This window comes from Marinobacter sp. (genome assembly GCF_052094685.1).
Taxonomy (GTDB): Bacteria; Pseudomonadota; Gammaproteobacteria; order Pseudomonadales; family Oleiphilaceae; genus Marinobacter.
In genome coordinates this window covers 1-11,475 of the sequence record NZ_JBQDKB010000105.1, presented here as the reverse complement: position 1 = coordinate 11,475, position 11,475 = coordinate 1, and the positions used below count along the sequence as shown (strand labels likewise).

The window sequence follows — 11,475 nt, the reverse complement described above, 5'->3', positions numbered from 1 at the left end:
GGGTGGGTCAATTTTATTGGCCAAAGGTGGGTCAAAATAAATGGCCATTGACACCGACTTTCGCTTCGATAAGTGCGCGCCACTCACGTCGCCCCGTACGAAGAATGAGTAGGCCGTCTGGCCGATCTTTTTGCTTGATAGCTTTTTTATCTTCGTTCTCAAAAACAACCTCAGTCCATGCCTCCATAGATGCACTGGTTCCTACGCGCACCCCGATAGACTTCATCAGTGATTGGCGTAGCTCAAGTACCGATCGGAGGCCTGCGAGTAAAACGGAAACCGATTTTTGTTCTCGTGCACTGTCTGCGGTTATCGGGATTAATCTGGCTGGTTCTCCACCAACAAGAAAGTCAGGACGTTTGGTCACAGCTAGCTCCATGCTTTTATTAGATTTAGTTTCCTAACTAAGACTAGCAGCGATGCTCAGCTGCGCCTGTTTGAATGGTCAGGAATTGTAAAATCTTATAAGTGCCTGGTTGTTTGGCGATTTTGGCGGCTATAAAGGCATGGTCTATATTTGTGAAGGGAGTATTTCTTTAGCCTGGGGGTGTGCGTAATGTTGCTTTTTCGACAATTTTTGGCAGGCGCCTTATTAGCTGTTCTTTCGTGGTCTGTGGTTTCGGCCGAAGTGTATAAATGGCTAGACGAAGCGGGCAACATCCATTTTGGAGACAGGGTTCCAGAAAAGTATCGACAGGCTGGAGAAGCCGTTGATGTCCAAATGCGTCAGCCTACAGCAGCTGACCGTCAGAAAGCTGAAGCGGTGGCTAAATCCATCCGGCAAGCGGCGGACTCAGCACAAGAACGACGCCTTGAGGAAATCGAGTCTATAAAGGAAAGCTCAGAACAATCAGGCCAGGTTAGCACCTCGCAAAAGGCTACTAATAATTCCCCTCCCAACACACTGAAGCCTGGCCAAGCACGTCTTACACGAAAGCAGCGCATGGAAAACTACGACGCGGCGATGGCGCGATATAGAGAAAGCCAGCGGTGCTTTGCTCCCTATCAGAAGTTAGGTGGAGGTACGCGAGGATACGCTTTCGATCAGTGCGAGACTGTTGAAAGACCTATTCATCCCGACGTTCGATAAGCTATTTCTGCTCCTGAATCGCAGCCTAGAGGTACTAGGTTAACACCACAGGCACCCTGTGATACCCGCCCACAGGCGCGATTTCCCGCTCTGGTGGTTGTTCTGGCACCAACTCAATCGTGTGCACCGACGCGAGTAAGGCCTGCAAAGCGATTCTCAACTCCCAAGTGGCAAGTAGCCGGCCAGGGCAGATGTGCTTCCCAGCGCCGTACACAATATTCGTGGCCGCATTCCCTTCTGGATCAAACTGATTGTTGCCAAACACGGCCTCATCGCGGTTGGCTGATGTCCAGTTCAATTTAACCTTTGCACCACTTGGGATATCCCGGCCACCGATTCGAACGGGGCAGGTGGTTACACGTCGATTGGATACGAACGGGTTGTCGATGCGCAGTATCTCATCGATGATCGCTTCTACCTCGGCATCCAGGGCGGTTCGCAGCCGATCCACAAGCTCGGGGTGTTGGGCTATGTGGGCGATGAGTACACCTACACACAGAGCGATGGAGCCTAAATCGCCGCCTGTCCAATTGCGCAGAATTGAAACCAGTTCCGGCTCTGTGAGCGGTTGCCCATTGACTGTCTCACGGCAGAGCTTTGTGGTTAGGTCGTCGGGTGCTTTGTCGCCGGCTGCACGGCGAGGCTGCACGACCGAGCGGATGATCTCATCGAACTGTTCAGCGACGTCTGCCATCCAAGCATGGTCGCTGGAACGGGTAGCCGCATGGTTTTCTTCCATCCAGGCCAGCAGCTTTGGCTCCAGTTCCGCAGGCCATCCCAACCAGGCACACTGAGCGCGAACGGCAAACACGGCGCCTATATCATTTACGGCATCCAGTACTTCACCATGGGGCAATTCCGCCACCAGCTGAGTTGCGACGCGTTTGAACAAGGGTACGAACGGCTCTATCGCTTCTTTGGAAAGGTACTGTTTTATAACGTTGCGGTAGAGGGTATGTTCTTGTCCGTCTAGCCCATTCGGAACCTGCAAGTAGCGAGAAACTTGGCTTGAGAACCGCTCGTCATCCAGGGCTGCCGCCAGAACCTCGGCATGGCGCAGCAGCACCCATTCTCCCTTAATGTTTCGCACAACAGGATGTTTAGGGCGCAGCTCGTCTGTGTAGGCCCTCAAATCACGGCCAGCTGCGGACAAATCATCCGGCATGTGATCAGTCATACTGGCTCCTTTGCCATCAAGATAGGTTGCTTCCCTAGCATAACTGTAATTGCTTAAATCTAAATTGCGAAAGAACAAGACTGTCGAGAATTTCTGTTACCCGCCGTATATCCGGATGGGTTAGAAGCCAAAGTAGTCAATCACTCTGAAGGAGTGACTTCAGCGCCGAGACGCCCGCCTCGATCTCTCGTTCGCTGGCACTGGCAAACCCCATCACCAGGCCGGTTTGTTGCGTGTCGCCGATAAAATGGGCGCTCAATGGGGTGCTGCCAAAGCCCAGAGCTCTGAGTTGTTGGCTGAGGTTGACGTCATCGAAGTTTCCTTTAAGAACAAGGTGCATGCCGGCGCTCTCGGCCACCGGTGTTACCAGGCCAGTCAGTTCTTCTGATACCCGTTTTTGGAAGTAAAGCCACTTGTCCCGATAGAGCTGCCTCATGCGCCGCAGGTGGCGGGAAAACTGACCGCTCTCAATGAATTCGGCGATGGTTGCTTGGGCGAGCAATGGCGTTTCCCCGCCGCTGATTCGTTTCGCCCACAAGAAGGCCTCCACCATGGGTTCTGGTACAACCAAATAACCTACCCTGAGCCCCGGTAGCAGCGTTTTACTGAAGCTGCCTACGTACAAAACGGGCGTTTTGTCGAATAGCCCCTGAATGGCAGCAAAGGGTTTGTTGTGGAAGTGAAACTCGCTGTCGTAATCGTCTTCGATAATCCAGGTTTGGTTGCGCTGTGCCCACTCAACCAAAGCCATACGCTGGGCAATATCCAATATCCCGCCCATAGGGTATTGATGTGTGGGCGTACAGAAAAGCAGTTTGGCAGGGCCCATGTCAGCGAGTACGCCTACATCCAGCACCTGGCCCTTTAGCGGCACGGGCAACAGAGGGTTACCGTACCGGCTCAATGCGTAGCGAGCGCCGCGATAGCCAGGGTTCTCAAAAAATACCCGGTCACCTTCCTGCAGGAGTACATCACCAATCAGGGATAATGCCTGCTGCGCTCCGTTGGTAACAATGACTTGATGCTCCTCGCAACGCACGCCACGAGAGGTTCGAATATACTCTGTTATGGCGCGCCGTAGCGGTTGGTAGCCCTGAATACAGTCGTACCCCCTGAGCAGTCTGCGGCTTTCTTGGTGGTGCAGAATCCGGTTCCAGCTGCGAATGGGGAAAGCATCCAGATCTGGCAGGCCTGGTTGAAAGGGCAGGTTGGCGTCCTCCCCTAGCCGAAGGCTATGTTTGGGCACGATCGGCAAAGGGGGTAGGGGCGCAGTAGTGCTTTGAGAGTGAGAAGGCAATTGATCCGGCTGATTTAGGGTGGAGCGAATGTCCTTATTGATGAACACGCCTTTGCCGGCGAGGCTTAGCAAAAATCCTTCGGCTTTGAGCTGGTCGTAAACAGCGTTCACTGTATTTCTGCTCACCCCAAGATCTGCTGCCAGCTGCCTGCTTGAGGGCAGTTGGCTGCCGGGCAGGTAACGGCGGCCGATAATTCGCTGTGACAGTTGCCGGTAGAGTTGCTGTTGTAGGGGAGCAGCTGGATCCAGCTGAATATCGTTGATCACCTTAACTGGCCCTATGTAAAATCATAATCTGGATCTTTTTATGGTATCAGATGTTTTATTTAATAGCGGGGTACTTTATTAAAGGAACATGTGATGACCCCTAAGGAAACCGATCTCGCCGCCTCTACTCCACTTTCCTGCTGCCCTCGCAGCCAGGTGAAGCGAGCTGCTAAACGTGCGAGCTATGAACGCGCGGACGCGTATGCACTGATTGACCGACTAAAGACCGCCCATGTGGCCTTTGTAGAAGAGGGTGAGCCTCGAGTGATTCCTCTTACAGCTTGGCGGTTGAGGGATGATCTTTATTTGCATACCTTGAACGGAGGCCGGTTGAGCAAGCAGTTGGATTCCGGTGCACAACTCTGCCTATCGTTTGCTGCGACAGAGGCGTGGGTTATGAGCAAGTCAGCCTTTCACCACAGCGCTAACTACTCATCACTCGTGCTGTTCGGACGGCCCCAGCGAGTGAAGGATGATGCCGCGTTTGATGAGGCGTTTATGGGGATCATTAATCAACTTGAGCCAGGGCGGTGGGAGCAAGTGCGGGCTCCCAATGCCAAAGAACGCAAAGTGACGGCGTTGTTCCGTGTGCCCATCGAAGAAGGGGCGTTCAAGAGCCGAACAGGCGGCCCCAATGAGGAGCCTGAAGATATGGCCTTACCTGTTTGGCATGGGATACAGGCGGTTTGAGCTGCGTATTTCTTTAATCCGCTATATAACCAATCTTGCAAGCATGCTAAAAGATGGCCGTCTCGGCGGCGGCCTTGTTCAAGCGTGTGCTTCAGGAACAGTCTGCCTATCTCAATTCATCAGGATTTCAGCATGTCTGATAAATTTTTCTTCAAAGGCCGGCAGGATGCGCGCCAGCATCACACGGCCTACGGCGGTTTCAAAACCAATGCCAGCCAAAAAAGCGGCAGCAAAAAGCATCCGCTAAAACTTGTGGTAACCAATGAAGCCCGCAAGCAAGAAGTTGAAGCGCTGGTTGCAGACGCTCAGCTGCATGCGGATATAAGGCTTGATACTAACGAGGGCGCGGTTGAATCTATTACCGAGCTTACGGCTATCCTGAATAAAGGCGGCACAGTTACCCAGGCAAAAGCACCATCCAGAAACGATCCTTGCAGTTGCGGTAGCGGTCTCAAATTCAAGAAGTGCTGCGGCTAGCACCCCGTATCCATTGTCAGTATCCAGAGAGAATTACCCATGCTTATTTGTGGTGTTGAACTGAGCGGTAGCGATGCTGTGGTGTGTTTGCTGAACCTGGATATGGGGCAGTTCAGCCTGCCAGAAAGCAAGGTTCGCAAGATCACGCTGAAGAAGAATCACGGCCGGGAGGATCTGCAGCAGTTTCAGGCGTCTTTTGCAGCGTTTTTGGCGGAACACGACGTAAAAAAAGTGGCGATTAAAGAGCGAATGCCCAAAGGTAAGTTTGCTGGGGGTGCCATCAGCTTCAAAATGGAAGCGGCTATTCAGTTGATGCCTGGTAAGGATGTTGAGGTTAGCTTGCTGTCGTCTGCGACCATAAAATCCACGCTTTCTGCCAAACCGTTGCCGATTCCGTTTGCCGAGACAGGTTTGAAGGTGTTTCAGGAAAAAGCATTTGTTGCGGCATACGTGGGGCACCTGGCGAAATAGCAGTGGGTACTGCGTTCGCCAGATGATCCAGGCTTTTACTGAGCGGTGGTTACGTACTTCAAGATTTCAACCACTTGCTCAGGTGTTTGCGCCCACCCCATGGCAGATGCGTCTACTTCTTTCAGCGGGTGGATAATGTCGTCGTTGTGCAGAGTGACATAGGGCGTACCCATCGCGGCGCAGAAGCCGGCATCAAAGGCCGCGTTCCACTGCTTGTATTTGTCACCAAAACGAATCACCGCCAGGTCGCACTGCTCCAGCAGCGTTTTGGTGCGAATGCTGTTCACCTTGGAAGACTGGTGATCGCGCCAGAAGCCTACGTCTGGCTTGCCCAGCATATCGCCCGCCGCGTCGCTGGCCTCGTGGTTGGTCACCGGTGCGGTAAATTCCACAGGTAGTCCAGCTGCGTCTGCCCCGGCCTGAATTTGCTCACGCCAATCGGTATGGATTTCGCCAGAGAGATACACAGTCCAAATCATGGGGTTCTCCTAAATAACATTGGTTGGGAAAGTATAAGTCTGCAAGACCCTACCATAGCTAGTGGGCTTTCAGAATCTCAGCGCGGTTAATCACTGTCGTTATCCGACATTTTCGCCAGCTCTGTTCGCGTTTTTAGCCGGCCCTCTCTGCGAATTTCCGCCTTTTCAAAGCGTTTTCTTTGCTTGGCTGTTTCTGGTGTTACGGCGGGAACATCCATGGGTTTGTCGTTTTCATCCAAGGCCACGAAGGTGAAGAAGGCAGACAGTATATGGCGGGTCTCGCCGGTGTAGCTGTTCTCCGCTTCAACCCGAGCGCCGATTTCCATAGACGATCCCCAGCTCCGGTTCAACGCCAGGCTAAACAGCAGGGTATCGTTGCCTTTTGCGGGCGCACGAAAGTGGATGGAGTCCACCGCAGCAGTTACGCAAACACGGGCTGAGTGACGCTCGGCAACCACCAGCGCTAAACGGTCGCACTTGGCCATAATCATGCCGCCGAAAACCGTGTCGTGGGCGTTCATGTCATTGGGAAAAACCTTGTACACGTGTTTCTCAATGGCGGATGCGGCTACGGGCTTGGACAGCTTCTCAGACATGGTTTCCTTTCTCTGTGTTGGCTTTAGGCTAAGGTTATTATTGAGGGTACTACATCTTTGAAAGTTCGGGGCAGAGCTTGTATTTCACCGGTTTGCGCCAATCATATATAACCAGAGAACAATGTCTGACCAAAAGTGAGGGGCTTGATGGACTTTAAAGATTATTACGCTGTACTCGGTGTGAGCGAGTCTGCCTCCCCAGAGGAAATCAAAAAGGCCTACCGGAAGCTGGCCCGGAAATACCATCCGGATGTGAGCAAAGAGGATAACGCCGACGACAAGTTCAAAGATCTTGGCGAAGCCTACGAGGTGCTGAAAGACCCGGAGAAGCGTGGCGAGTACGACCAGCTACGCAAACACGGCACTCAATCGGATGGCTCTTTCCAGCCGCCTCCGGGTTGGCAGAGTTCATCGGGATTTGGTGGTGGCGGATACACCGACGCGGATTCCCGCCAATTCAGCGACTTTTTTGAACAAATGTTCGGCGGTGGCGGATTTTCTGGCAATGGTTTTGGCGGCGCTGGCGGCTTTAGGCAGAATATGCGCAGACGGGGCGAAGATGTTCACGCCCGCTTGTCACTACCACTGGAGGAAGTATTCCTGGGTAGCGATAAGCAGGTAACTTTCACCGTGCACGAAGCTGACGGGCAGGGCCGTGTTGTTGCACGCCAGAAAAATCTGAAAGTAAAAATCCCTGCCGGAATGCGCGAAGGTCAGCATTTACGCCTGAAAGGCCAGGGTTCGCCCGGTGTTGGTGGCGGCGAGTCGGGCGATTTGTTGATAGAAGTTGAGCTGGCGCCCCATTCACTGTTCAGTGTTGAAGGCAGGGATGTTGTCGTCACCATTCCAATCACGCCTTGGGAGGCCGCATTGGGTGCAACCATCACCGTGCCCACTGTTGGTTCAAAGGTGAATGTGAAAGTGCCCAAGGGTACGTCATCTGGCCGCAAGTTGCGCCTCAAGGGCAAAGGGCTGCCGGGCAAGCATCCGGGCGACCAGATGGTTATCCTGCAAATATCCGTGCCGGAGCAGCATTCTGAAGAGGCAGAAAAACTCTACGAACAGCTCGCCGAAGCTGAGAAAGCGTTCAATCCACGTAGCAAGCTCCATCTGTGAAGGAGAGAGTAAAGAATGAGTGAGAAAGACAGCATTCTGGCCGTGGAAGTGATGGACTCTGATGGCAGTACCTTCACCCTTCACGAAGTGTGCCTGCGAGGTGAGTGCCACGCGGAGTTTGTAATTAAACTGGTGAGTTACGGCATTATTACGCCTGTAGAACCCTCAGCCGAGGCCCGCCAATGGCTGTTTGATGTGGCTGCGCTTGCCCGGCTGCACAAGGCCCAGCGTTTGCAGCGAGACCTGAAAATGAACCTGCCGGGGCTGGCTATGTCTTTGGAGCTTCTGGATGAAGTTCAGGAGATGAGAAAGGAGATGGAGCAAGTTAAGCGCCAGCTGCAGCAATTAACGGGGGAGTAAGCCCCGCCAAATGGAGGGGCTATTGATAAGAATAGAGCCTGGAAAGAACCAAGCCCTGTTTTTATGTTGCTTAGGGTGTCTCTACCAGAGTGTAACGCAGTTGGATTTTGTCGCCTTCAGCTGGAACTGCGGTACCACGCAACAGAACCGTATTTGATGCTGGGCGGTATATCCAACCATCCGTTGAATCAGTGCCGGTGGATACCACCACCCCATTCTTGCGAACTTCAATGGTGCTGGCGTCTACGTTATCCGGCAGCTTGTAGCTGTTTGCGGCACCGCCAGCGTTTTTCGAGATCTCGCTCATGAGGGCATCGAAATCGGCGATGGCCTGGATATCGCCAAATGAACCGCCGGAACTCAGAGCCAGATCGTCGTATTGGCTGTGACTGGCATCCCCGGGTTCTATAAGCGCATATACGGCGTAGCCGCGGCTAATGAAGAGGTTGTTGTCTGCAACAAACTCTTTTTTACCATCCGATCTACTGGTGTATTGGCTTGGCTCGTCACTTAAAATGATGACAGACAGAGATGCGTCTGCGCGGGGATAGCCCTCAGTTGTGACAACGCCGTCGTTCGTGTCTCCCTCTGTTGTTGATTGCAATGCCTGTTCGGCGTTGTAGATGCCGGTTTCGGTAGCCGATCCGCTAGTACCCTGATTGGTGACATCCAGCTTGAACTCGCTCAGGTCCTGCGTAAACGCCCCATCGTTATTGTCATCAGCCAGTTCTATGACGCTGCTGGTGTTGATGGTGCCAATGCTGAAATCCAGGCCACTGCTGGAAAGGACACTGCTGAAGCTGTCAGCGGCTTCCGACAGAGCGGTCTGCTCGCCGCCCATGCTGCCCGAATTGTCCACAACAAACAGGAAGTCAGCCTTTTTGGACGTCGCACTGGTGGTGAACTCTTGTTGTCCCGGAGTGCGCGTTGCATTCGATGGGAAGACGTTCCGGCCACTGGTCAGGCGAGTAATGGCATTTTCCCATGTGCTTAGCTCGCTTTCTGCCACCAGAGAGCTCAGCAGAATAATCTTGTCGTCTGCTTCATCGCTAGGAGTGCCCTGATCGAAGTAGATTACTGTCATATTGAGACGGTAATCGGACAGTGCAACCTCGTTACCCGACGCAGTCGGCAAATTGGTTATTGTGCCACCTGCAGTGTTAATGCCGAGCAGTTGTACCAGCTCGTTGGAGACATCGGTTGGTTTGGCCGCTGGCAGGCTTTCGAGATTGTAGGAGCCAGATACAATTTTGTTGCTACCAACCTGGCTGGTACCAATGTTGCTCAAATTGAAGCCGCTCTCGCCACTTATCTGGTTGGCCAAGTTTTCCAGAACCGCTCGAGCAGTACTGCCAGCACCCAGAGGTGGTCTTTCTGCCACAAAGGCTGCTACTTCGCGGCTTGTCAGCGCCTGGGCTCGTATGGTTCTTACCTGGGCTGCCGCTGCCAAGGCTTTCTTTGGGGAGTCAGCGTTCAATGCCGATACGGCTAGAGGTTGCGATTTTTGGCCTGCAAATAACAAGGCCCCCTCAAAGTCGCCTTGCGGCTGGGCTTGAGGTTGTTCAAATTCTGCCGGAACAGAAACATCGCCGGAAGGCGTGCCAACTCTGTCGGTTTGTGTGGTGTTGGCTTCCATGACCGTCACAGATACAGTGCCCAATTCTTCGAGGCCGCCAGTGGCGCTGTCGGACGAGTTGCTTCTAACCGTTACGGCATATTCAATGGTTCCCATTGTTTCCGGCGCAGTCAGGTTTACAATTTTGCTGGTCTGGCTGAGAATTTTTCCGCTGGTCAGGTCTGTCCATTCAATGGTAATGGTTTCGTCAGGCTCTGCTGCCCGCACCGCAACTTCCAGTGTATAGGGTGCGCCGGCCTCTGGATCGGCGGGGGTTGCGCTCAGGCTGGTAATCAAGTCCGAAGCATTATTTTGATCAGCATTGCACACGATGGTTGGATCGTTGCCTTCGGCAGAGACCAGGAACCCACCGGTGCTGCACCTGTCGTCGCCCAATCCCAACTCGGTTGTCTCCAGAAGGCCACTGCCCGAAAGCTCACTAACAGTGTCATCACAAATCTGGATTTCTTGCTCAATCTCGTTGGAATCTAACAGGCCATTACTGTTGTTATCTTCACCTGCAGAAATGAGTTTGCCGCCGTCTGTACACGCGCCATTGTCTGTAATATTACTGACTGACGTCAGTAATCGTATTTCCTGCTCATCTGATTCATTGTTTTTTTCGCTGTCGCTAGAGTCAAGCCAACAACCACTTGTCAGTAAAGTGGAAGCGGCGACTGCGGAAGCGAGGAGGGTTTTATTGAAAGAGAGGTAAGTACTCATTGTCGTATTCCTTGACGTTATTAACGAGCTTTATCCAGCACGAACGAAACCAAGGCCTTGTTCAGATACGCTACTGCACAAGGCACAAGTGTAACAATTACGCTACAAATCATGTGTAGCTATGGTCGATGTTAACCAAAAAAACAGTACCCCGTCATCCCCTAGATTGGTTTGCATCAAGCGCCTTAATCTCGGCGTAAACCTTCTCTGCCTCTTCCATCAAGGCTCCATGACTTCTTAAATCCCCATTGCGCTGCGCATGCTGCGCTTTCTCCAGTTTGTCTTCGTAAGCTTTCTGCAGCTTTTTCCTCGGATTACTCTTCAAAAATCCCAGCATTATCTCGCCTCATTTCTGCTGTGTGTTCAGAATTTTACGCTTTTCCTGTCTGAAAGTTCACAGACCTATTCTACTCTTTGCTGGACAAAACCATTAATTGGGATTAAATTCCCATTTAGCGGGTTGGGAATTTAATCCCAAATTAATAGAGTGAGAATAACCTAACAACGTTGGCCGTTGACGGCTCAGGAGAAAAGCGATGAAACGGAACACACTTTACTCAGTGATTAAAATGGTAACTGCAGGCGCAGTGATGGGCTCGCTGGCTGCCTGTGGCGGCGGCTCCGATGGCAGCAATGACAACGCCGCGTCTTCTACCGGTGGCAGTGTTGGCCCGGTGTCTGGCTTTGGTAGCGTGTACGTGAATGGCACGCACTTTGGGGTGAATAATGCCTCGTATACCGGTAACGACGGCGTGGAGCGGTATTCCCAGCTGGAAAAGGGAATGATCGTTAAGGTAATAGGCTCCTGGGGCCGTGATGGTGAGGGAGAGGCCAGATCTATTTATTATGACGATACGCTTCGTGGGCCTGTTGATACGATGTCTTGGAATGCCGCCACAAAAATCGGCAAAATCACCATTGCTGGGTTGGACGTGGCCGTAAACAGCCGCACCGTATTTAAAGGCGCTACGCCAAAGCAGTTGGTTGACAGTGTAACGGACGTTACCACTGAAGATTACCGCGTTCGTATCAGTGGCTATCGCCTGGCTGATGGCAGTTTTCAGGCAACCTTTGTGGGCGCGAAAGAAATCGGCAGTGGCTGGGTTGGCGAATGGCA

14 protein-coding genes are annotated in these 11,475 nt (G+C 52.6%); 7 read left to right on the top strand and 7 right to left on the bottom strand.

Translation table 11 applies throughout. The features are described from left to right. Positions 1 to 31: 31 nt before the first annotated feature. Positions 32 to 367: a hypothetical protein gene (locus ACTH3S_RS15970; RefSeq protein ID WP_441810003.1), complete on the bottom strand. Its 336-nt coding sequence runs from the start codon at positions 365 to 367 to the stop codon at positions 32 to 34. Positions 368 to 556: 189 nt separating this feature from the next. On the opposite strand from ACTH3S_RS15970, the gene ACTH3S_RS15965 reads away from it, so the two are divergent. Next, positions 557 to 1,090: a DUF4124 domain-containing protein gene (locus ACTH3S_RS15965; protein WP_441810002.1), complete on the top strand. Its 534-nt coding sequence runs from the start codon at positions 557 to 559 to the stop codon at positions 1,088 to 1,090. Positions 1,091 to 1,124: 34 nt separating this feature from the next. On the opposite strand, the gene ACTH3S_RS15960 is transcribed toward ACTH3S_RS15965, so the two are convergent. After that, positions 1,125 to 2,267, bottom strand: coding sequence for a cytochrome P450 (locus ACTH3S_RS15960; protein WP_441810001.1), 1,143 nt, complete (start codon positions 2,265 to 2,267; stop codon positions 1,125 to 1,127). A gap of 136 nt (positions 2,268 to 2,403) precedes the next feature. Continuing rightward, positions 2,404 to 3,831 carry a MocR-like pyridoxine biosynthesis transcription factor PdxR gene (pdxR, locus tag ACTH3S_RS15955; RefSeq protein ID WP_441810000.1) on the bottom strand — a complete coding sequence of 476 codons (1,428 nt, stop codon included), beginning with the start codon at positions 3,829 to 3,831 and terminating at the stop codon, positions 2,404 to 2,406. Between the two features lie 93 nt (positions 3,832 to 3,924). Between pdxR and ACTH3S_RS15950 the strand changes: the two genes are divergently transcribed. The 3 genes from ACTH3S_RS15950 to ACTH3S_RS15940 all read left to right on the top strand — a co-directional run bounded on the left by ACTH3S_RS15950 (position 3,925) and on the right by ACTH3S_RS15940 (position 5,469). After that, positions 3,925 to 4,521: a pyridoxamine 5'-phosphate oxidase family protein gene (locus tag ACTH3S_RS15950; protein WP_441809999.1), complete on the top strand. Its 597-nt coding sequence runs from the start codon at positions 3,925 to 3,927 to the stop codon at positions 4,519 to 4,521. 132 nt (positions 4,522 to 4,653) lie between these two features. Then, positions 4,654 to 4,998, top strand: a complete 345-nt coding sequence (locus ACTH3S_RS15945; protein ID WP_441809998.1) for a PBPRA1643 family SWIM/SEC-C metal-binding motif protein — start codon at positions 4,654 to 4,656, stop codon at positions 4,996 to 4,998. A 39-nt stretch (positions 4,999 to 5,037) separates the two neighbouring features. Beyond that, entirely contained in the window at positions 5,038 to 5,469 is a 432-nt protein-coding gene (locus ACTH3S_RS15940) for a DUF3010 family protein (protein WP_441809997.1), read from the top strand. A 35-nt stretch (positions 5,470 to 5,504) separates the two neighbouring features. Here ACTH3S_RS15940 and ACTH3S_RS15935 read toward each other — a convergent pair whose 3' ends face one another. After that, positions 5,505 to 5,948, bottom strand: a complete 444-nt coding sequence (locus tag ACTH3S_RS15935; protein WP_441809996.1) for a YtoQ family protein — start codon at positions 5,946 to 5,948, stop codon at positions 5,505 to 5,507. An 86-nt stretch (positions 5,949 to 6,034) separates the two neighbouring features. Beyond that, positions 6,035 to 6,544: an acyl-CoA thioesterase gene (locus ACTH3S_RS15930; protein WP_441809995.1), complete on the bottom strand. Its 510-nt coding sequence runs from the start codon at positions 6,542 to 6,544 to the stop codon at positions 6,035 to 6,037. Between the two features lie 147 nt (positions 6,545 to 6,691). On the opposite strand from ACTH3S_RS15930, the gene ACTH3S_RS15925 reads away from it, so the two are divergent. Together ACTH3S_RS15925 and ACTH3S_RS15920 are read left to right on the top strand one after the other, a co-directional pair. Continuing rightward, entirely contained in the window at positions 6,692 to 7,660 is a 969-nt protein-coding gene (locus tag ACTH3S_RS15925; protein WP_441809994.1) for a DnaJ C-terminal domain-containing protein, read from the top strand. Positions 7,661 to 7,675: 15 nt separating this feature from the next. Next, a complete protein-coding gene (locus ACTH3S_RS15920) occupies positions 7,676 to 8,020 on the top strand; it encodes a chaperone modulator CbpM (RefSeq protein WP_441809993.1) in 345 nt (114 codons plus the stop codon). Between the two features lie 70 nt (positions 8,021 to 8,090). On the opposite strand, the gene ACTH3S_RS15915 is transcribed toward ACTH3S_RS15920, so the two are convergent. Then, positions 8,091 to 10,358 carry a DUF7151 family protein gene (locus ACTH3S_RS15915; protein WP_441809992.1) on the bottom strand — a complete coding sequence of 756 codons (2,268 nt, stop codon included), beginning with the start codon at positions 10,356 to 10,358 and terminating at the stop codon, positions 8,091 to 8,093. Positions 10,359 to 10,512: 154 nt separating this feature from the next. Further along, entirely contained in the window at positions 10,513 to 10,695 is a 183-nt protein-coding gene (locus ACTH3S_RS15910; protein WP_441809991.1) for a DUF6435 family protein, read from the bottom strand. Positions 10,696 to 10,894: 199 nt separating this feature from the next. Between ACTH3S_RS15910 and ACTH3S_RS15905 the strand changes: the two genes are divergently transcribed. Next, positions 10,895 to 11,475: DUF5666 domain-containing protein (locus ACTH3S_RS15905; RefSeq protein WP_441809990.1), on the top strand; the 581-nt coding region annotated here is incomplete at its 3' end.